Raw genomic sequence first — 20863 nt, 5'->3', positions numbered from 1 at the left:
CCTGCAGGTTCATCGTATCGTCGGTCATCGGTGATCTCCGTTGGTTGGATGTTGCAACCCAAACCTAACCGAAGATCGCCGATGGCCAACCGCGACCTACACCACCACCTGGGACACGACCGACTGAATGGACGCTCACCTGCGCCTCGATCCTTGCAAGCAGTTGCGGCAGGCGGGGCGGTGATTTCGCAAAGCGGATGGCGATGGTGAGCTCACCAATCCGGTGCTCACTGGCGATGGCGCGCGGAGTCAGATCCGCCACCGCGAGCAGATTGATGACGCGTTGCAGCGCCTGCAATTCGGGATTGGTCCGTATCTCAAGCGTGACGCCGCCGACGTCGGCGGCCAATTCGCACAAAACTCTATTCGTCACTGTAAAACCCAATCATTCGAGAACGACAGCGCCGGCCAGCGGCGCGCAGGCCGGATCAGCGGATCCGGGTGGTCGTAATTCGAATGATTCGGGCCATCAGGCGGGAGCCTTAGCGGATTCAGCTGCAACGCGCTCCACCGCCGTCATGACGCGCAGCAGATTTTCACCGGCGAGCTTAGCAAGGTCCGCGTCGCTCCAGCCCCGTCGCGCGAGCTCGGCGAGCAGTGCAGGGTACGCTGCGACGTCGGGCAAGCCTTCGGGTAGCGCGTTGCCGACGCCGTCGAAATCGGAGCCGATGCCGACATGATCGACGCCCGCGATTTTGGCGATGCGATCGATATGATCGGCGACGTCGGATAAAGTGACGCGCGGGGCGGGGTGGGCCTTGGCCCATTCGGCGAAGGCGGCCTCGGCCTTGGCGGGCTGGCCGACATAGAGGCCGCCATAGGGCGGTGCGGAGAGGCGGACATGCTCCGCGGCTTCCTCCGCCGACCAGCGGCGATAGGCGTCGGAGATGTAGATTTCGGCGAAATTGACCATCACAATGCCGCCATTCGCGGCGACGAGTTTGAGGACATCGTCGGACACGTTGCGCGGATGATCGTCCAATGATCGCGCGCTTGAGTGCGAGAAGATCACCGGCGCGCGCGAGACGCGCAGGGCGTCGCGCATCGTCGCTTCACTGACATGGCTGAGGTCGACGAGCATGCCGAGCCGGTTGAGTTCGAGGACCACCTGCTCACCGAAAGGAGTCAGCCCGTCATGCTGCGGTGCGTCGGTGGCGGAGTCCGCCCATTCGATCGTCTTGACGTGGGTCAGTGTGAGATAGCCCGCGCCGAGATCATGATAGGTGCGGAGCACCGCCAGGCTGTTGTCGATCTGACCGCCGCCCTCGACACCGATCAGCGAGGCGATGCGCCCGCTGCGATGGATGCGGCGGACATCGGCGGCGGTACGCGCGAGCTCGAAGTCCGCCGGGTAACGCGCGACGAAATTGTGGACGAGATCGATCTGTTCGAGCGTCTGTTTGACCTGTTGGGGCCCGGGCAGGTCCGGCGAGACCCACACCGACCAGAATTGGCCTCCGACCATCCCTTTACGCAGACGCGCGATATCGGTGTTGTACGGCGCCCGCCGAGTGCGGAGGTCAGCCGTCCAACGTGCGTCCTTTTCGTTTTCGCGCAATGTGTCCGGCCAGTCATTATGTCCGTCGATCAGCGGCGTTGCCTTGAGGATGCGGGCGATGCGCGCCGTCGCATCCTGCGCGGAGGCCGGAACTCCAAGCGAGAGGGCGGCAATGGCAAACGCGCGCTTCACTTTGCTGCCACCGGCGTGAACAGCAAATCCTGATAGTCGTAGCTGAAATCGGCGATGGGCGAGACAGGCTTCATGGAGATCCGCTCAATCCCGCCATCGGCGCCGAGGGCGAAGGTGACATAGGCCGGCTCCAGCGCGGGATCATCGAAGCGCGTAATGAACGTGTCGTACTGGTAGTGCTCAAGACGTCCTTTCATCCTCGGCGTCGAAGTGAAGTCGATCGCCAAGCCGGTTGCGGTCGGCGAAATGACAATGTTGCCGTACCACGGATCGGCGAAAGTCCCCGAGTAGCGAGCAAGCGCAAGGGATGGACCAGCCTTGATCGGCTTGGCCGTCTCAGCCCTGACCGCAGCCTCTGCGCCAGCTATGCGTGTTTTCAGGAACGTGTCGTATTTCGCTGGCCAGTCCTGCCTCGGCCGATCGAGATAATGGTCGATCAATTCCCACATGAGCCCGGCGCGGATTGCCGAATCCTCGCTGTTCATTTCGATAGCAAATCCAACATTCTTTTCCGGGATCAGCACCACTGTGCTTATAAAGCCCCATAGGCCGCCGCCGTGCATGATGAGCTTGTGTCCGGCATAGTCTCGAACCTCCCAGCCCAGCGCGTACGTTGAGAAGTTCGGCTGAAGCGCTTCGAAACCGGGCGGCTGCGCAGTAATCGGTTCAATGGTCTGCGGCGTCCACATTTCCTTCGCGGTTGCTTCGCTAAAGACCCGCTTGCCGTCCGGCAGCACGCCGTGTGCCAGTTGGAGCTTCAGCCATGCCGCCATGTCATTAGCGCTGATCGCGATGAGACCGGCGGGGGCGGACGCTTGGCTGACCTGATCATCGTCGCGCAGCGTCGCCTGTGCTCCGGTGCCGCGGACAATGCCACCCGTTCGGCCATGGGGCAAAGCGCGATTTGGATCGGACAGTCGAGCCTCATCCGTGGTGGATCGGGTCATTCCCGCGGCGCGCAGAACGTGCTCGCGGACATAACTCTCCCAGCTCTGCCCGCTTACAGCCTCGATCAGGGCTCCGGCGACGGTATAGAGGATATTGTCATAGGCGTAGCCGCTGCGAAAGCTTGTCGCGGGCTTAAGATAACGCACGCGTCGGACGATTTCGGCGCGGCTCATCACCCCGCCACGCGGGATGTACATCAAGTCGCCCTGCCCCAGCCCCAACCCGCTGCGATGGACCAGCAGATCGCGCACCGTCATCTCACGCGTGACGTACGGATCATACATCTGGAAGCCGGGCAAATGGTCGGCGACCTTGTCATCCCATTTCAACTTGCCTTGATCGACCAGCGTAGCGAGCGCTGCGGTGGTAAAGGCTTTTCCGGTCGAGCCGGTAAGAAAGATGGTGTCTGCGTCAACACGCTCGGGGCTGCCGAGCTTACGGAACCCAAACCCCTTAGCGAACGTGGTCTGGCCGTTCTCGACGATCGCAACGGAAATGCCAACCGCTCCTGCCTGCTGGCGGAGAGTCTCGATGCGATCGTCGAGCCCTGCAGGTGGAGCGCCGAACGCGGGGCTAGCGACGGCGAGCGCGAGAATGGCTAGAGACGTTTTCATGCGTTGCTCCTCAGCTTCCAGGTTCCGCGAACGAGTAGCGGAATGACGAAAATCAGGCCGATGACGCCTGCCAGCAAGCGGTATCCACTGGCGATCAGCGCGACGAGACCGACGCGCTCGGCAAGGAGCATGCAGGCGGCGAGCAGGCCGAGCGAGATCGCCGCTCGGGCGGCCTTGGACAGGTCCGCGTCTCTGCGGGCGCGCCAAGTGCCGGCAATGCGCTCGTTGATCGCGTGTACCGCACCGGTTCCGCTCTCAAGCAGGGCGGCGAAAATCATAGCCTGGAACAGGAGACGGAACCAAGGTTGACCGAGTTTCCCGAGAAGGAGGTCGGACGGCAGAGCGGCGGCCGACGCCTCGCCTGCGAAGGCGCACATCGAAACGAAGAAGAGCAGAGCTGGCAGCATTGCGAGCGGCCCGGCTATCGCCCCTGCAATGACGGCGTCCCGCCGCGTCCGCATGTGTCGCAGCACGGGGAGAATGACCACGGCTCCAACAATGTTGTAGCCCGCATAAGTCAAACCACCAATCAGCCACCCATCAGACGGTGGTGGCGCGTGCGCAAAGGCGTCACCGATCGCGCCGCCAAAGCTCGTCAGGGCAAGGAATAGAAATAGCGCGTAAGCACCGTATAGCAGTATCGATACCCAACCGAATAATCGCTCGACCGCCTCGTTCCCGAACGCCGCGAAGCCGCCGATGGAAAGCAACAGCGCCACGGTTCCAACTATCTTCGGAAGGTGAAGTGTCGCCGCCCCCAGCTCTCCGGCGGCCGCGCCGAAAACAGCGAGAATAAGTATTAGAAAGAGCGCGTAGGCGCATTCAAACAGTGGCCAAAGCCGCCCCAGCAGCTCCCCGAAGAAGCTACGATAGTCGTACGTTGCGAATTTCTGCGCGAAGGCGAAGGTCAGCGCGCAAACGATGGTCCACAAGGCGCACGCCACCGCCATCGCGGCTAAACCACCCCAAGGTCCGGCGGGTAGGAAGAACTCGGCGATCTCCCTCCCAGTGGCATAGCCGCCGCCGATAACGACTGCCTTGAAGGCGAGACCGGGCAGAAGGAGCCGTCGGAACCAGTCGCTGGGGACCGTCGCGGTCACATGCAGGCGTCGAGCAGCCGCTCGAACGTGTCTCCGCCCCGCATCGGATCTGCCGCTGGAAGATCAACCGCATTGCCGGTGTCGCGGATCGTGGCGGCAGCTGCCTGTGCGGACATGCCGGCGGTGTTGAGGCTAACTCCCGCACACCGAATGGCCGGATTGGTGAGACGGCCGAGTGTCACAGTCTGGTCAATCACCGCTTGTATAGTGGGCAGCGAGAACTCCTCGTGCCCCAGAATGTGCCTGCGGTTGGGATTATGACAGACGACGAAGATATCGGGCTGGCTTCCATGCAGCAGCGCCAGCGTGACGCCCGCATATGACGGGTGAAACAGTGAACCTTGGCCCTCGATGACGTCAATATGATCGGGCGCTGCGTCGGGACTGAGCAGTTCCGCTGCGCCGGCAGCGAAGTCGATGACGACCGCATCGAGAGGGACGCCCGTTCCTGCGATCATGATCCCTGTCTGGCCAGTGGCGCGAAAAGTCGCGTCTATACCCCGGTCGATCAGACCGCGAGCGATCGCGAGCGCGGTGTATTTCTTACCCAACGCGCAGTCGGTTCCGACGGTAAGAATGCGCTTTCCGCTCCGCTTCAGGCCTGACGCGGTGGGAAGATCCGTCGGTGCCACGCGCAGGTCGATGAGCCGACGTCCCAGCCTACTTGCTGCAGCGGCCAGGCCCGGCACCTCCGTAAGCCGCATGTGCATTCCTGAGATGATGTCGAGTCCGGCTTCAAGTGCGCGGGTCAGCGCGGTGATCCATGACGGTGGGATGAAGCCCCCCGCATTTGCTACGCCGATGACGAGCGAGCGTGCTCCGATCGATGCTGCCTGCTGGGGCGTTAGCCTTTTCAACCCCGTCGTGACAGATGCCTGGGGAAGCGCGAACTCTCCGACACATCGTTCGCCCGCCCAGTCCCGCAGTCCGAACGCGGTCTTTGCGAAGCCCGCGTCCACGGTGTCACCGAGGAACAGCAAGTAAGGCGACGGCAGCATCGTCAATGATTCTGCAGGTGCCTGAGCGAACTTCGCACTTACCTCATTCATCGGCCTAGAACCCGGCGCTGAGCGACAGCCCAATCGTGCGCGGCCGAATAACGCCCGTCGTAACGGCGCCGTTCGGGTTTACGGCCAACCCGTTGGCCGTGGGCACGCCAGCCGACGTCTTACCCTCGGCATTGTTCAGGTTACGCACGTAGGCCTGGATGCCAAATCGGCCGAAGTCTAGGCCGGCATGCAGATCGACAGTCGTGAAGGACGGGATTTGGCGCTGGTACCCGCGCGCAGCCCGGAATGTTGCGTCGAAGCCTGCCGTCTGCTTCGAAAGGACACGGACGGATCCGCCGATCGAGGCTCTAAGGTCGCCGCCCAGCGACCAGTCATAATCTGAGTTGAGCGCGACGCTGTACTTTGGTGCATATGGTAGGCGATCTCCAGCCCTGCCGCCCACCAGTGCCGGTGCGTCACCCGTCAACTTGGCATCCGTGAAGGCGCCGTTGAGCGACGTTGTGAAACCACGCGTGGGACGCAGAGTTGCCGTAAACTCCACGCCATTGCTGCGCGCGCTCGAACCGTTGATGTTCACGCCAAAGTTGTTGACCACCGTCAGCAGCTGGATGTTCTTCCAGTCGATGTGGAATAGCGCGAGATCGATTCCGAAGCTGTGATCCGTAGTTTCGCCCTTGGCGCCAACTTCGTAACTGACGACGGTGTCTGGGTCGAATGAGGCCGGCGTTCCTGCTGGCGCGTTTGGCGCGATCACATTTGGCCCGCCCGGACGGTAGCCCTTGGCAACCCGTGCATAGAGCGAGGCCCTTTCGCCGAACTTGATCTTCGGCGCGACCGAATAGGTAAACACGTTGTCGGAGGAGCGAAGGTTGCTGTTGACCGGCACGTTGCCGGCCAGAACACCCGCGGCGGATTGGCCAGCGACTTGGTTATTGTGGCTGTACCGGCCACCGAAATCTACGTCGAAGCGCTCGCCCAGATGCAGCGTAGCGTTCGCAAAGCCAGCATATTCCTTGTATTTCGATCGAAGGTCGACGTGACCCAATACGAACGGAAAGGCGATCACGTTGGTCGTGCCTGGGGTGTATGCCGCGTAATCCTGAAGAAGCACCGCCTTCTCATTGTTGTAGTAGCCGCCGATCAGCCACTCGAAAAAGTCGTTCGACGCTGAGGCCAAACGGACTTCTTCGGTAAATTTGCGGTTATTGGTTCGCTGGTTCAGCACAAAGTCGTTCGCTGGTGCGCCGAGCAGCGCGCGTACAATACCGCTCAGATTGAAGGTCGCATCAGTACGGAGAGTTTGCTTCTGGGTTGCGTAGCTCGTCGAACTGGTCAGCGTGGCGAATCTGAGATCAGCGTTGATGACGCCGTTGTACACCCGATAGTCGATGTTGGTGAAAGTCGGGGAGAATTGCGACTGCGTCTGGCGTCCGTAAAGCGTGGCGAGAGAGTTCGGATCGCTTTCGACTGTGGACGCCGCGTCGGCGCGAATGTTCTGGAGAAACGCGGTGAGGCGAACGTCCAGCTTGTCGCTCGGTTTGAAGAGCAGCGACGCGCGACCGCCGTAGGTTTTCGAGTCGTTGATGTTGCTCTGGGTGTCGGCTTTCAGAGAGTATCCGAAGCCATCCGTTGCCGTCGTTCCAATCGAATCGATCCAGCCCCCGTTCCGGTTGTAAAAGCCTGACGCTCGCAAGGCGAGGGTGTCGCCTAATGGGAGGTTGATGACGGCATTGCCGTGATACGACGTGGCGCCGCCCTTGGTGTCCTCAACGCTCGCACGTGCGCGGCCTTCGAACTTGCCGAGGACTGGGGCGTTGGTCACGTACTTCAGAAGCCCGCCGAGCGTGCTAGCGCCGTACAGCGTGCCCTGCGGACCGCGCAGAACCTCGACGCGAGCAACGTCGAACGTGTCGAAATCGCCTGCGAGTATTGCGCCATTGGCTAGCGCGGTCGACGACCCGAACGGCGTCTCGTCGACATATACTCCGACCGTGGAGGCAACACCTCCGGTATTAAGTCCGCGCAGGACGAGGCGACCAGCACCAGGTGTACTTTGGTTCAGCTGAAGGCCGGGGACGAGCTTGAGATAATCTTGGAAATTGGTGGCCTGCTGATTCTCCAGCGCGTCGCCACTCACCACCGTTATGGATTGCGGAACATCGATCAACAACTGCTCACGCTTTTGCGCCGTGACAATGATATCGGGCGACGTCGCGTCGCGCGCGGACAACGCCGCAGCATCTTCCTGCGCAAGCGCCGGAGTTGAAAGCGCAACGGACGCCAGCAGAACCGACTTAAAGAGTGTCATTGGTGATACCTCCCTCAGCGGCTCCCCGGCCGCATCTCCGATCGGGATGGTATTAGCCCATTGGGAGAAATGTCAATACTTCTCCGCTCGCAGTTCACCATATCTGGCTACGCGACGCTCCAATCCGTCCAGGTTGCGCAGCATCGCAGCGGCGACGAGCGCAAGGCTTGCCAATGCCATGAAGTAGGGGGCGTGGGACAGGTGGCTCCAGAGCCGTCCGACCTGCCCTCCCGCGAGACTGCCGGCGAAGCTGGCGAGATACCAACCGGCCACAGTCGTCGCACCGAAACCAGGCGGCGCAAGGCGGGCGAACAACCCCAGGCCCGTCGGCAAAATGTGTAGCTCGCCGAAAGTGAGGATGGCGAAGAACAGCGCCAGCCAAGGCCAGGGCGTCGGGCCCGTCGCCGTGGCGGAGAGAATAGCGAGCAGCACAAATGAGCTGGCGACGATCACAGCGCCAATGGCCATGCGCCGCGCGGGGCGCGATGGATGACCCTGAGCCTCGCGACGGCGCCACCGCACTAAGAGCGGCGGGGTCATCAGCATTACGAGTAACGGGTTCAGCGCGATGAACCAAGTCATCGGGATAGCCATGCTGCCTGCACTTTTATCCACACCACTGTCCGCCCAAAGTGGTACTGTGTTTCCGATTTGCTCATACGCACTACGGAACACCGTGACGGCAAGGAAAATGCCCGCGAGCAGAAGAAGCGTCGACCGGTCGATCTGCAAGCGTGGCGTTTTGCCGCGTTCGGCGCGCGGATGGCGGACCTGCGGTGGCAAATAGCGCTGCCCCCACAGGTAGATGCAGAGTCCTACCAGCATGCCCACGCCCGCAGCACCAAAGCCATAGTGCCAACCATAGACTTCTCCGAGCGTGCCGCAGACCAATGGCGCGAGGAACCCGCCAATATTCACCCCCACATAATAGACGTTGTAAGCCCAGCCGACGCGGGGATCTCCGGGCTGATAAAGATCGTCAATCTGACTAGGAAGGCTTGGCAGGAACAGCCCGTTGCCGATGGCGATAGTCGCCAAAGCGGGATAAAAGAATGGTTGGAACGCCATCATGAAATGGCCCGCCGCCATGATCGATCCGCCAATCACAATAGCGATCTTCTTGCCGAGATAGCGGTCGGCAATAATGCCGCCCAGGATCGGGGTGAAATAAGCACCAGCGGTGTAAAGTCCGTAGATGCTGGACGCCTGCTCCTGTCCTAACAGCAGTTGCTTGGTCATGTAGTAGACCAACAACGCGCGCATGCCGTAATAGGAGAATGTCTCCCAGGTGTTGGTGAGGAACAATATGGTCAGCCCGCGAGGCTGGCCGAACCAGGCGCGCTCGGCGGTCACCTCGATCCCCAGACCTCCGGCCCAGCCCAGACCATTCCGTCTTGATATTTTACGGCCGGCTGCCGATCTTCGGCGAGGAAAATCGGCCCGTCCAGATCAACGATATCGCACAATTGACCCAAGATGAAGCCGGGACCCACCGACAAGCTGGTGCCCACCATATTGCCAACCATCACGGTCAAACCGAGCCGCTTGGCCTCGGCTGCAATGCGAAGGCCTTCGGTAAGGCCGCCGCACTTGTCGAGCTTGATGTTCACAATGTCGAAGCGGCCGACCAAGCCGGCAGTGTCTTCAAACGTCACGGCGCTTTCGTCGGCCGCCAAGGGTACCGCCGACCGGAAGCCATCGAGATCGACCTCACGGCCCCTAGCAAGAGGCTGTTCGACCTGCGACACCCCTGCGGCGGCCATTGCGTCGACCAGATCGGGAAGTTCAGCGATTCCGAAGCCTTGGTTGCCGTCCACGCCCAGCCACACGTCCGGACGTGCTGAACGGATCGCACGGACCCGAGCCCCGTCCAGCGCAACGTCGCCAGTGAGTTTGACCTTGATGGCGCGGGCGTGGGAATAGCCCACCGCGTCCCTAGCCATGACATCGGGAGCGTCCGCACCAACCGTAAAGGTCGTAAGCAGTGGCTTGGGCGGCGAGGCCAGCCCCGCGAGTTCCCACACGGGCGTGTCAGTACTCCGCGCCTCCAGCTCCCACAGCGCGCTATCGATAGCGTTGCGCGCCCCACCGGGCGGCAGCACGCCAAGCAGCGTTTCACGATCCAGCCCCTTTTCGACAGCGGCCCGTGCGCGCTCGATCTCTGCCATCATGTGATCGGCGTCGTCGTTGAGGTAGTAAACTCCTCCGCCCTCTCCACGTCCTAGGTTCGTCCCGTCGTCGAGGGTGACAACGACCACGTCCGAGGTCTGGAACACGTGCCCGGAGATGCGGAACGGCTTTGCCAGCCGGACAGTCTCCCGCTCGGCCTTCAACTTCAGACCGGGCATCAGTAGCGCACCGTCATTGCCATCAGATTGAACTGGAGCGCGAAGTATAGGGCAACCATTGTGGCCAACAGCACGAGGATGCTCCAAACCTTCCCAGACCAGCCCCGGTTGTCCCGCCAGGCCAGCCACAAATTCCAAGCGGAGATACCAACGGCCCCAACGGTAATCACCGCTGTTAGAGCCTGCAGCAGCAACACGGGCACATTGGTCGCGTTCGAGAGGCGGTTGTAATCACCGAACAGCATTGTGATGGCGGTCAGCCAGAGCACTGCCAAAAATACCTCGAGACCCGCCATCACGCGGGTGGCCCGGTATGCCTGACGTGCTCGGCCTTCTACCACGAGCGGTGCCTGGTAGCGACGGCGGACGAGCGCGGTGAGCGGCCAATACAGGAACGTGAGCAGCATGATGGCAAGCGAAGCGTAGAGTGCTGGCTTCAGCCAGCCAGAGGCTTGTCCTGCCGGGACTCGGTCATAGACCATGAAGGGCGAGATGCCGTCAAAGCTCCAGCGAACGACTTTGCCGTCCTTGACCTGCGCAGCAAGGCGGTCATGACCGTCTGCGGCGCGCCACACCCAGGGCGAGATTTCGATCCATCGGCGGACTGCCCCACTGGAGTCCTTGAGGTCGGGTATCGATAGGCCGTCCTTACCCGCACCAACGTTGGTTTGACCGAGAAAGTACACGAGCGACAGGAAGCTCGATTCCGCCCGACGGCTATTTTGCCACAGACCGGCCATAGCGTCGGCGTGCTCCCCCGCGATCTTTGCGTCGACACGCCCGTCAGGTTGTCCTGCGTAAGGGAAGTAGCGGTCCGCGAAGTCATTGAAGAGAGCCCCCCGGACGATGTGCGCCGCACCGTCCTTTCCAGCGCTGTTAAACGACACATAAAGGCCGACGCCCTCATTCATGAACAGGTGCAGAGAGGTGTGGAAGTTGCTGAGATCGCCGAGGTGGCCGATGACTTCGCGACCGTTGATATTAGTCTCGAAGAACCCAAGCTCCATCCGATTAAGCGGCGGCACAAGCGAAACAGGATTGACCTTGTTCAGCGGACTATTGTGCATGATGGCTGCTGTCTCAGGACGCAGCAGTCCTCTGCCGTTTTGCAGATGAGCGATCATGAACCGCGCCATGTCGACGCCCGACGCCGACATTGAGCCCGCGGCTGTGGGGCCGACATTTTCGAAAGGTTTGGCGGGCTCGGATGCGCGCGGGTATCCGACCGCCATAAACGGAGCGAGTGCCGTAGGCAGCGGTTGGCGGAACGTAGAAAATTTCATACCGAGCGGCGCGAAGATGCGCTGATCAACATAGTCGTTGAAAGCTAGGCCTGAGACACGCTGAACGATATATCCAGCAAGCGTCGTCGCGTAGTTCGAATAAGCGGGAGTCGTGCCTGGCTCGTAAATGCGCTGTGGCAGAGCCTCCTTCACGAACCTATCGATCGGCTGGATCTTAGCTGGATCGTCATTGATTAAGAATTTGGCTTGTTCCTCGAAGCCGGAAGTATGCGTCATGATCTGACGCAGCGTTATCGGCTTGCCGTCGAAGGCAGGGACCTTGAAATCCAAGTAACGGTTGACGTCGGTGTCGAGGTCTAGCTTTCCGGCTTCAACCTGCTGCATCACTGCGGTCCAAGTTATCAGCTTCGACACCGACCCCGGCCGAAATAGAGTTCGATAAGGATCAATCGGCTTGTGCTTAGCAACGTCCGCATAGCCATAGCCGCGCGCCGTCAGCACCTGACCATCTTTGACGAGGACCACTACCGCGCCGGCGATGTCGGCCGTGCGCAACGCGTAGGGCATGTAGCCGTCAAGCCATGCGTCGGCGTCCGACTTTGTGAGTGGGATGCCAGCGTCAACCGGTCGCTGAGCGACAGCCGCCGGTGGAGCGTGAAAACCGTCGCGGTCTTTAGAAATCGGCTGTAGCGCAAGCGGGGCCTGAGCCGCCGCAATTCCAGCCGCCAAAAGGGCTCCCATTCCCGTTAGCTTGCGCAACCAGCTCATGATTTTCTCCCTGTCCAACGTTGCCCGAACCCAGCATATTAGCTAGGCTTTCAGAAACGCCGATTCAGGACAAGTTTATCCTGATTAGAGATTTGGTCAACATGGGAAGGCAGAAATTTGAAGCGCACTGACCAGCCAACACTAGGCCTAGTCTTAAAGCGGCTACGCGCCCATCGTGGCTGGACTCTGAAGGAAATGAGCGCGGCGAGCGGTATTCCTGTTTCGACCCTGTCAAAGGTCGAACATGATCGGCTAACGCTCGCTTATGATAAGCTGCAGCAGCTCGGTCAGCGCTTGGGCCTACGCATGTCGGAACTCTTTTGCGAGGATGAGCCGAGTGTAGCCACCGCTCCCACAGGGCGCCGCAGCATTGGGGACATTGCAACTGCTGTCCGAGTGGAAACGCCTAACTACGACTATTATTATCTATCGACCGAGCTTCGTCGTAAGCGGATGATCCCCGTGATAGCGAAGATCAGGGCCAAAACGCTAGCAGAGTTTGGCGAGCTAGTCCGCCATCCGGGCGAAGAGCTAATCTACGTCGTCAAGGGCAGCATCGTCGTTCACAGCGAATTTTACGACCCCGTAACCCTGTCCGAAGGACAGACGATCTACATCGATTCCAGTATGGGCCATGCATATTTGGTCAGCGAAGATTGTGATGAAGCCGTGACGTTGGGCGTGATGGCCAGCGAGGAAGATGATCTTTTGCAATCGCTTTTGGAGATACACGAAGAGCGGCGCTAATTTTTGGATATGTGTCTCACAAGCTATCCGACTTCCTCTGATCGGCGCGTGCGATCGGCAGCGGACCAAAAGTTTGCGAGACGGGCATCAGCACAATCGTGTTGATGTTCACATGAGGCGGTCTTGTGGCGATCCAGTGGACGGTATCAGCGATATCCTCTGGCGTTAGCGGATTGGCTCCCTCGTAGAGACTGGCCGCCCGCTCGGCGTCGCCCTTGAACCTGACAACCGAAAACTCACTACCCCCTACCAACCCTGACTCAACATCGGTCACGCGCACCAAGGTGGCGGCCAGATCGGCGCGCAAATTTAACGAAAACTGCCTGACATATGCCTTCGTCGCACCGTACACATTGCCGCCAGGGTAGGGATAGGTCGAAGCGATACTTCCCATGTTCATGATATGTCCGCGGTTGCGCTCAACCATGCCGGGCAACACTGCGTGTGTGACGTAAGTCAATCCGCGAACATTCGTGTCGATCATCGCGTCCCAATCGGCGATCTGCGACTTGTGGGCCGGCTCAAGGCCTCTTGCGAGACCGGCGTTGTTTACCAGCAGGTCGATCGCTCGGAACGTCTCGGGAAGATTATGAACGGCTGCGCTTACGTCCTCGTTGCGCGTGACGTCCAACGGCACAGGGTGAAACCAATCTCGACCAAATTCATCGGCAAAGGCGGAAAGGCGCTCAGACCGACGCCCGGCGCCAACAATTTGATGACCTTCTTGTAAAAACTTTCGGGCGATCGCTGCGCCAAATCCCGCAGTAGCGCCAGTTACGAAAACGATCATCGTTCTACTCCGTTCGCGGTGGAACCGTTTAACTGACTTACGGGAGGGCAGTCGTACCGGCTCCGACTGTCGGGCTGAGCGAGGAACGACAACTACATCTATCTATCATTTGATGTTCTAACGGGCGGTCAAAATCTACGAAGGAATGGCAGGTTACAAGTACAGGCGACCCTTTCGCGTACGACCGAAATTGGGCGCATAGCCGTCACAGCAGAAGGCTTGGACAATCCAAGCTCCAGCCACTCAGGACCTCTGTTGGTATCGGCTTACAATTTAGATCGCTGCCGGCGGTTACTATCAAGCTTTGAAGCTGCAGCATTGAGCTTCTCTCGATTGTTGCCAATGCTCGCGATCAGATCTCTCGCTTACTGCAATGAGATGCGATGCTTGTTCGCGAAATACGACACCTCATATCCTTCGTCCTTTGCGACCGTCCGGCGGTCGCGGCCACCGCGCTTCGACTTATCGTCAGCTTTGGCCGTAGCCTTTGCGCCCTTGTCGCGCGCGATGCGACGGCCAACAACTAGTGCCGCAATTCCAGCCGCAGCAACCGCGACAGCCGCGCCGACCTTTGTTGGTGACACTTGCTCTCGAAGCTCGGCAAGGACGCCACGCTCCTGTTGTACCGCTGGCGCGCTCGGTACGACTTTAGGCTCGACCTCGGCGTGACGGTGCTCGTTTAATGGGTAAGGGGAAACATTGCCTGGGGGGATGAGAGGAGAGTGCGACACATTATTTCCTTCAAAGTTTCGTATCGAGGGCTCAACCATACGGCGTTGTTCGAGTTCCGCAGTTTGCCCATGCAGAGGCCACTCGGTCCTTCGTTAACGTTCAGGCGAAGCGCTACACACCAATGCGAACGTTGGTAGTAAGTGAAACCGATGGCAGCTTTCAGGATCGGTGGGCGACATGTCGAACGGCCAAAAATGGGGCGCAAAGCAGCCCACTTAGTGAGCTTTTTGGCCGTGCCAATTCCGTAACCTTGCCGCTCGGATCCAACAAGGCCACTCACTCGACCAGTGAGGAGACGATGATGTCGGTGAAGGTCATAGCATTTGTTCAGATCAAGCCGGGGCAAGAAGATGCGTTTGTTGAAGCGGCAGGACCCTGCATAACTGCTTCACGCGCCGAGAGGGGGGTTTTGCAATACGACCTTTGGCGAGAAGTTGATGGCGAGCAACGATTTTTGTTCAACGAGCTCTATGTGGACGATGCGGCGGTGCAGGCGCACATGACATCTGACCACTTCAGGGCGTTTGGTACCGCGGCGCGCGACCTCGCCGCAGCACGACCGAACATCACTGTGACCCACGCGATCGACGTGGCTGAATAAGGCTCAAGGGAAATGAGCTTACTGGCGTGGCCGGCTCGATCGGCTCAGCGTTGATGGCCACACCCCGTGTTCTGGCATTCGACGTATTCGGGACGGTCGTTGATTGGCGCTCGGGGATCGCTCGCGACTCTTCGCGCTTCTTGGCACAGATCAGTCGATCCGACATCGACTCCGCCGCGTTCGCAGACAAGTGGCGAGGCCGATATCAACCGGCAATGGCGGAGGTGCGTAACAGCGTGCGCCCGTTCGTCGTCCTGGATGTCCTGCACCGCGAGATGCTTGAAGGCACGCTTTTCGAACATGGCATCGACGCGCGCGCGGTCGACCCGGTGGTTCTCGACGACTGGTCACGGGCTTGGCACAGGCTTGATCCGTGGCCGGATGCCGTAATCGGCCTGACACGCCTCAAGATGCGTTACCCGATCGTAACTTTGTCCAATGGGAACATCGCGCTTATGCTTGAGATAGCTCGCCGCGGCAGGCTGCCTTGGGATGCAATTCTTGGTGCAGAGGTGATCCGCGCTTACAAGCCTGATGCGCAAGCCTATCTTGGAACGGCTGCAATCCTTGACGCTTTACCTGCGGAATTATGCCTCGTGGCGGCGCATCACAGCGATCTCGCGGCCGCGCGGCGGTCTGGCCTGCTCACGGCCTATGTTGATCGGCCAATGGAGTATGGCGGCGCAGCGGCCCCCGACCGCGATCAGCACCAAGAATGGGAATGGCGTGCGGATAGCCTGACCGACTTGGCTGACCAACTTGGATGCGACTAGCCATCCTGAGCCCGTGGCTTATTGAGCGTCCGCTATTGGGGACGCCGACCAGTGGCGCGAACGGCAATAACTGGGCGCAATGCGGATCGTCGGCTGACAACTCAATTTCGATTGTTCGACCAAATATCAATGGATCATGTAGAGGGTAATTGTCCGCACGGCGCTGAAGCGTCGGCGAAAGGTTGGCTCGTTGACGAACTGACCAGATTGCTCCAGCCGACTTCGTCATGATCGAGCTAGCGATACCCGATCAGGCCTTGGTAACATCGCTCAAAGCTCTTGCTGCCCGAAGGTACAGCTTCACCACCATCACGCCTGCGTCACATCAACGCGTGCTCGGACGACTGCCTGCCCGTATCGCGGAGACCGTGGAGGAGGTGTTCGGCTGGAGCCTGCCCTTCGGGGAACGGCTCCTCTCAGCCGAGTTGCTTGAACCACTTCGTGCGAGTGGTGGGCTGGAGGATGTGTCCGGTGCTTTTCGGGCGAAGCTGCGAGTGTCGTCGGTCGATGGCCGGCTGTATGTCCATTCGTCCTTCCCGACGCTCGCCGCCGACGCGGTGTTCCTGGGCCCTGATAGTTATCGTTTCGCTCGCCTGATCGCAGCCGAGCTGTCACGCCAGCCGCTGGTGAAGGCGGCAAGGGTCGTCGATATCGGCACCGGCGCGGGGGTCGGCGCTCTCACGGTGGGTGGACTAGCGCCCGACGCCAAACTGGTCGGCACCGACGTCAACGCCGATGCCCTGCGGCTCGCTTCGGTCAATGCGACCGCGGCAGGGATGGATCTTCAGGTCATAGAGACATCAGCCCTCGACGGCATTGACGGACCCTTTGATCTGATTTTGCTCAACCCGCCGTTCATTGCGGATGATGGCGACCGCGTATATCGCGATGGTGGAAGGCGCCACGGGGGACAATTGTCACTCGACCTTGCAAAAGTGGCGCTGGCCAAGCTTGCGCCGGGTGGACGGCTGATAATGTATACCGGCAGCGCAATTATAAAGGGCCAGGATCGCCTATATACGGCGCTGGCTGGCCTGGTCGAAGATGGGCGCCAGCTGCAATATAACGAGCTGGACCCGGATATCTTCGGAGAGGAGCTGAGTAAGCCAGCTTATTCAGATGTTGATCGGATCGCTCTGGTCTCGGCGATCTTCCGCTGTCCAGTTTAGATACCCTGCCGACTGCTCCACTGGAAGACTGGCGACTAACTTGCTGCTTCCACGAAGGTTGTGATGCCGATCCAGCTGTGCATTCCCGGCGCGGAACAATCTCAAGCCAACTGGCTTTAATCCGGATGAAAACCATTTCCGTATGAGCCTTCCGTCTCTCCGCGGAGCAGAGCTACGCATCAACCTGACCTATCTCTGGTGTCACCGACGCTTACCGCGGCTTGCCGATCCAACGCTGTTTACCGAGCTCGTGCAACTCCGGAAGATGTTCGACCGCGACGACCGTATGCCCAAGCTTGCCGATAAGGTGGCCGCCAAGTCCATTGCCGCCGACAGGCTAGGCCGGGATTGGATCATTCCCATGCTCTGGTCGGGTAATGTCATGCCTGACGAATGCCCGTGGAAGGGCCCGGTGGTTGTCAAAGCGCGGCATGGCTGCAATCAGAACGCGTTCGTCTACAGCGACGAGGACTGGGCACTGGCTAAGAGCGCATCGGCTGGTTGGATGCGACGTGATTACGGCCAATGGCTTGATGAGTGGGCCTATCGAGAGATACCCCGCGGGTTGTTGGTGGAGCCTAAGATCGGCCCAAAGGACGACTTACCGCTGGATTACAAAGTGTTCGTCTTCGGCGGGCAGGCAACGCATGTTCAGGTTCACCTCGATCGTGCCAGCGGTCATCAATGGGTGATTCTTGATCGAGACTGGCGTGCGCTAGAAAACGGCGCACCCAATGTGCTCCGTCCCTCTGCGCTCACCGCTATGCTGTTGGCTGCCGAAGAGATGGCCCAAGGTTTCGATTTCGCCAGAGTGGATTTCTACCAACCAGACACCCAACCCCTATTTGGGGAAGTTACTTTCTACCCTGGCTCGGGTCTGCTTCCGATTAATCCATCCAGTTTGGATGAGGAATGGGGCAAGTTGTGGCTTGGTGCTCGTGCGGCGAACAATATCCCCGCGCGAAGTAAGCTAGCATACGTGGGATGAAGATCCGGCCTCCCGCTTTAATAAAGGCATTTGCGATCAGCTTGAGCCAGTGACTGCTTTTGGGATCTGAAATTATCCAATTGAACGTCCAGTTTTGGGCGCAAAGCCGTCGTCATCGGAAGAGGTCCAGCTAGCCGCCGCGTGGACCCATCGACTGGCTCCTTAAAGCCCTGTGACTATGTCCGGAAACTCTCGAAGCAGAACCTCCTTGATCGTTGCCATATCGGCGTCGACTGGCTGATCATACTCGTCCAAGCGAGCGAACGCAGGCATCTCTTTTGGCAAGGCGCGAGCCGAGAATTGCATCATGCCGAAGCCCTGACGAGCCCCGCTAAAATCTGCCGCCAATGCCGCGTCAGACTTCATGAAACGAACCGGCAGCAAGTAGAACGCAACTTGACTGCTTTTGTCATTCGCCTCGACTTTCGGTTCCAGGTGAACGCGCTGAAGGTTGGTGCGAGCCCCCTTCACCGTGATGTAAACCGACTTCAGAGGAAGTTCCGTCGCTATAGCGGACGAAGCGCGAACCATAAGGATCGCATTCTTTCCTAACGCTTCGTATTCAGCCGCGTCGGCTGGGAAGCAGATATCATAATTCGTGCCACGGATGGTTTGAGGATTTAGCGCGCGCATGGCGGCGTCGACCTTGCTTGCCGTAGATGTTTGCGCCTGAGTGGAGGCCGTCAAACAGACTAGGGTCGCCGCAATCGAACGGGAAAAAACCCGAATTTGCGGCAAGTTGATCAAAGACGCCTCCATACTTCCCCCGCACCCTCTCACGCGAAATACCTACCGACGTCCACGTTATCGAAGCAGGCGATCGTTCACAGTGCCCTACATTGAGTTTTGCAGGGTCTAACTTGCGGATTCGACCGCAAGGGCGCAAGCTGCCTTTGAAATAATGGGAGGGACAAATGAGGCTCGGAAAATTCGCATTCGCGGCGCTTTGCTTGCTAATCGTTGCACCCGCATTGGCGCAAAGCTCGCACGCGGTGCGGGGCTACACGCGTCGCGACGGAACCTATGTCGCCCCGCACCAGCAGACCAATCCCAACAGTACTCGTTTGGACAATTGGTCGACCCGCGGAAACGTCAACCCATATACTGGTCAGATCGGCACGCGAGATCCGAACGCACGATCGACCAACCCATATCAGCCGCGCTCGACAACAGAGACCGATGATTCGCCAGACGACGGCAACCAGTAGATTTCGTTTAGAGAGACGTAAAAAAGGGGGCGAGCTGCAGTTCTCGCCCCCTTTCTTGTGTTAGAACCACTGCGCCACGCCGCCATGACGCGAGCATGTACCTGAACGATGCGCAGAGTAGCTTACCGACCCATCCCGGCATTTAGCGGTGGCGCCGTTTGGCCCGGCTGGATTGGTATTCTGTCCGGCTGCCGGTGCTCGCGGTGCAGGTGCGTATGTAGCCGGGGCAGTCTGAGCCGGTCTTGACGAAGGTGCCGGATAATTTCGCGGCGCAGGCGCCGGCGCTGCGGTATTTGCTCCGCGGCACGCGGTCTTGTTGAAATTGCCTGCCTTGGCACAGTCATAGTTCCGCGGCTTCGGGGTCGAAGGTGCTGGTACTGAGGCCGCTACCGCGCCTTTGCAAGCGGATTTGTTAGCGTTCCCAGCCTTTGTGCAGTCGTAGTTTCGGGTACTGGCCGGCACGGGCGCAGGCTTGGCGGCCGCCGCAGCATTCTTACAAACGGTTTTGTTCGCATTGCCCGCTTTTGAGCAATCATAGTTGCGCGCGGCTGCTTGAGCATTTGCCGGAGCACTTATGGCGAGCGGCGCAAGTAGCGCTGCTGCGATGAGAATTAAGCGCTTCATGTCACTCTCCCAAAAGCCCGCCCTCACAACCAACTAGCAACTCCGCCATGATGCGAACAGGTGCCACGTCGGCTCTCGCTAAAGCTCCAAGTGCCATCCCCACAACGAGCGCTGGCGCCTGCCGGCGCGCGGTCCGCCCGAACAGGACCACTGACCCGATGGCCACTGCGAGCCGTGTAATAGCGACCCGACGAATAGGTCGTAGTTTGCTGATAATGGGTGCGACGAGCCTCAACGGCTGCAGGAGCAGCAAGCGTCGCCAATGCGCAAAGCGCCAATAGAAATTTCATAAACCCCTCCCTGTTTGCACTCCCCGCAGAGCGTACACCCAGCAACCTTACTTCGTTGGTTTGGCGCCGGGTGTCCCACACTTGGCAAACTGGCCCTTGGCATTGCGACAGCGTGTCGGGGCTTTCGCCTTTTCCGGGCACTTCATGAATTTGCCTTTCGCATCGCGGCAGGCCGCCTTGGCCTCAGCCGGCGCTCCAACACCCGCGATAAGCGCGAAGGACGCTAGCGCGGAAAATAAACCCTTCAGCATGCTTCATCTCCCTCTACTATCTGCCCTGGATGATGCGCTCATCGCGCTGCAGGTCAAGAACTAGCGCCGCGGTTCTTGGCTAGCTGGGTGATGATCCCGCGCCAGACGATTTCGCCACCCTCATCCAGTTGGGCAATAGCCTCGTCAAGCTGGTCTTGGGCGTGTTGCTCGGCCCCAGCCCCATGAGTTGATATCAGCATGTTTGCCGCCGCCCACAATTCCCATGTTGCGATGGCAGGAGTTGCCGAGACTTTTGAGTTTTCACCCATCGTGCTGCGGCTCATTGGTTTTGATGTCGTGGGCATCACCGTCGACGAGCATATCGGAGTAGGAAAGGCCAGAACCAGGAATGCCCACCGTGCCGCGCACACCATTTTTGCCCACGTTCACCGTAGCGCCGGGGATTCCGATGCTTGTGCTGACGCCGCCCTTACTAAGATTGAACCGTAGACCAGGAAATAATCGAAACGATCGCCGAAATCGAAAGCCCAAGACAGGTCTCCAAGAAGCCTGTCGACCTGTGTAGCGCGATTGGCGTCGCTTGCTAGCGTTACCCTGGGCTGATCTTAGGGAACCTCGTTCCCGATCTTTTTCGCGTAGATATCTAGCGCCCGAGTCGAAACGGTTCCGTTTCTGTTCGCATGGGCGAGTGACGCGTGT

21 protein-coding genes are annotated in these 20863 nt (G+C 59.6%); 5 read left to right on the top strand and 16 right to left on the bottom strand.

Features of this window, described 5'->3' with window-relative positions; genetic code table 11:
* Nucleotides 1–64: 64 nt before the first annotated feature.
* The 9 genes from ACM9ME_RS14320 to ACM9ME_RS14280 form a co-directional block, all read right to left on the bottom strand.
* Nucleotides 65–349 (bottom strand): hypothetical protein, encoded by a 285-nt coding sequence (locus ACM9ME_RS14320; RefSeq protein WP_415644143.1) that lies wholly within the window; start codon nucleotides 347–349, stop codon nucleotides 65–67.
* 120 nt (nucleotides 350–469) lie between these two features.
* Complete coding sequence (locus tag ACM9ME_RS14315; RefSeq protein ID WP_415644142.1) at nucleotides 470–1690, bottom strand: dipeptidase; 1221 nt, start codon at nucleotides 1688–1690, stop codon at nucleotides 470–472.
* Nucleotides 1687–3123, bottom strand: coding sequence for a serine hydrolase (locus ACM9ME_RS14310; protein ID WP_415644145.1), 1437 nt, complete (start codon nucleotides 3121–3123; stop codon nucleotides 1687–1689). Before ACM9ME_RS14310 ends, ACM9ME_RS14315 begins: the two co-directional genes overlap by 4 nt.
* Nucleotides 3124–3248: 125 nt before the next feature.
* On the bottom strand, nucleotides 3249–4352 hold the full coding sequence (locus ACM9ME_RS14305) for a YkvI family membrane protein (RefSeq protein WP_415644141.1): 1104 nt from the start codon (nucleotides 4350–4352) through the stop codon (nucleotides 3249–3251).
* Nucleotides 4349–5350 (bottom strand): DUF1611 domain-containing protein, encoded by a 1002-nt coding sequence (locus ACM9ME_RS14300; protein WP_415644144.1) that lies wholly within the window; start codon nucleotides 5348–5350, stop codon nucleotides 4349–4351. Before ACM9ME_RS14300 ends, ACM9ME_RS14305 begins: the two co-directional genes overlap by 4 nt.
* 55 nt (nucleotides 5351–5405) lie before the next feature.
* Nucleotides 5406–7670: a TonB-dependent receptor gene (locus tag ACM9ME_RS14295; protein ID WP_415644140.1), complete on the bottom strand. Its 2265-nt coding sequence runs from the start codon at nucleotides 7668–7670 to the stop codon at nucleotides 5406–5408.
* A 72-nt stretch (nucleotides 7671–7742) separates the two neighbouring features.
* Nucleotides 7743–9023, bottom strand: a complete 1281-nt coding sequence (locus ACM9ME_RS14290; RefSeq protein ID WP_415644139.1) for a peptide MFS transporter — start codon at nucleotides 9021–9023, stop codon at nucleotides 7743–7745.
* The gene (locus ACM9ME_RS14285; protein WP_415644138.1) at nucleotides 9020–10018 is read right to left on the bottom strand and encodes a dipeptide epimerase; all 999 of its coding nucleotides are present in this window, start codon (nucleotides 10016–10018) and stop codon (nucleotides 9020–9022) included. Before ACM9ME_RS14285 ends, ACM9ME_RS14290 begins: the two co-directional genes overlap by 4 nt.
* Nucleotides 10018–12030, bottom strand: coding sequence for a serine hydrolase domain-containing protein (locus ACM9ME_RS14280; RefSeq protein WP_415644137.1), 2013 nt, complete (start codon nucleotides 12028–12030; stop codon nucleotides 10018–10020). The genes ACM9ME_RS14285 and ACM9ME_RS14280 overlap by 1 nt, the downstream gene beginning before the upstream one ends.
* A gap of 117 nt (nucleotides 12031–12147) precedes the next feature.
* Between ACM9ME_RS14280 and ACM9ME_RS14275 the strand changes: the two genes are divergently transcribed.
* Nucleotides 12148–12777, top strand: coding sequence for a helix-turn-helix domain-containing protein (locus ACM9ME_RS14275; RefSeq protein WP_415644136.1), 630 nt, complete (start codon nucleotides 12148–12150; stop codon nucleotides 12775–12777).
* Nucleotides 12778–12793: 16 nt separating this feature from the next.
* On the opposite strand, the gene ACM9ME_RS14270 is transcribed toward ACM9ME_RS14275, so the two are convergent.
* Together ACM9ME_RS14270 and ACM9ME_RS14265 are read right to left on the bottom strand one after the other, a co-directional pair.
* The gene (locus tag ACM9ME_RS14270; RefSeq protein WP_415644135.1) at nucleotides 12794–13567 is read right to left on the bottom strand and encodes an SDR family oxidoreductase; all 774 of its coding nucleotides are present in this window, start codon (nucleotides 13565–13567) and stop codon (nucleotides 12794–12796) included.
* A 365-nt stretch (nucleotides 13568–13932) separates the two neighbouring features.
* Nucleotides 13933–14337: a hypothetical protein gene (locus ACM9ME_RS14265; RefSeq protein WP_415644134.1), complete on the bottom strand. Its 405-nt coding sequence runs from the start codon at nucleotides 14335–14337 to the stop codon at nucleotides 13933–13935.
* Nucleotides 14338–14600: 263 nt separating this feature from the next.
* On the opposite strand from ACM9ME_RS14265, the gene ACM9ME_RS14260 reads away from it, so the two are divergent.
* The 4 genes from ACM9ME_RS14260 to ACM9ME_RS14245 all read left to right on the top strand — a co-directional run bounded on the left by ACM9ME_RS14260 (nucleotide 14601) and on the right by ACM9ME_RS14245 (nucleotide 17830).
* The gene (locus tag ACM9ME_RS14260) at nucleotides 14601–14900 is read left to right on the top strand and encodes a putative quinol monooxygenase (RefSeq protein ID WP_415644133.1); all 300 of its coding nucleotides are present in this window, start codon (nucleotides 14601–14603) and stop codon (nucleotides 14898–14900) included.
* 26 nt (nucleotides 14901–14926) lie between these two features.
* A complete protein-coding gene (locus tag ACM9ME_RS14255; protein WP_415644132.1) occupies nucleotides 14927–15673 on the top strand; it encodes a haloacid dehalogenase type II in 747 nt (248 codons plus the stop codon).
* Nucleotides 15674–15900: 227 nt separating this feature from the next.
* Nucleotides 15901–16842, top strand: a complete 942-nt coding sequence (locus ACM9ME_RS14250; protein WP_415644131.1) for a methyltransferase — start codon at nucleotides 15901–15903, stop codon at nucleotides 16840–16842.
* A gap of 142 nt (nucleotides 16843–16984) precedes the next feature.
* Nucleotides 16985–17830: an ATP-grasp fold amidoligase family protein gene (locus ACM9ME_RS14245; protein ID WP_415644130.1), complete on the top strand. Its 846-nt coding sequence runs from the start codon at nucleotides 16985–16987 to the stop codon at nucleotides 17828–17830.
* A 162-nt stretch (nucleotides 17831–17992) separates the two neighbouring features.
* On the opposite strand, the gene ACM9ME_RS14240 is transcribed toward ACM9ME_RS14245, so the two are convergent.
* The 5 genes from ACM9ME_RS14240 to ACM9ME_RS14220 form a co-directional block, all read right to left on the bottom strand.
* Nucleotides 17993–18577, bottom strand: a complete 585-nt coding sequence (locus ACM9ME_RS14240) for a hypothetical protein (RefSeq protein WP_415644129.1) — start codon at nucleotides 18575–18577, stop codon at nucleotides 17993–17995.
* A gap of 521 nt (nucleotides 18578–19098) precedes the next feature.
* Nucleotides 19099–19662, bottom strand: coding sequence for a DUF3761 domain-containing protein (locus tag ACM9ME_RS14235; protein ID WP_415644128.1), 564 nt, complete (start codon nucleotides 19660–19662; stop codon nucleotides 19099–19101).
* A 23-nt stretch (nucleotides 19663–19685) separates the two neighbouring features.
* Nucleotides 19686–19952 (bottom strand): DUF3761 domain-containing protein, encoded by a 267-nt coding sequence (locus ACM9ME_RS14230; protein WP_415644127.1) that lies wholly within the window; start codon nucleotides 19950–19952, stop codon nucleotides 19686–19688.
* Nucleotides 19953–20256: 304 nt separating this feature from the next.
* Nucleotides 20257–20472 carry a hypothetical protein gene (locus tag ACM9ME_RS14225; RefSeq protein WP_415644126.1) on the bottom strand — a complete coding sequence of 72 codons (216 nt, stop codon included), beginning with the start codon at nucleotides 20470–20472 and terminating at the stop codon, nucleotides 20257–20259.
* The gene (locus ACM9ME_RS14220; protein WP_415644125.1) at nucleotides 20465–20695 is read right to left on the bottom strand and encodes a DUF4236 domain-containing protein; all 231 of its coding nucleotides are present in this window, start codon (nucleotides 20693–20695) and stop codon (nucleotides 20465–20467) included. Before ACM9ME_RS14220 ends, ACM9ME_RS14225 begins: the two co-directional genes overlap by 8 nt.
* Nucleotides 20696–20863: the final 168 nt, after the last annotated feature.

The sequence above is a fragment of the Sphingomonas antarctica genome (assembly GCF_965137005.1).
Classification (GTDB): Bacteria; Pseudomonadota; Alphaproteobacteria; order Sphingomonadales; family Sphingomonadaceae; genus Sphingomonas_O; species Sphingomonas_O antarctica.
This window is presented reverse-complemented; position numbering and strand designations above follow the sequence as displayed.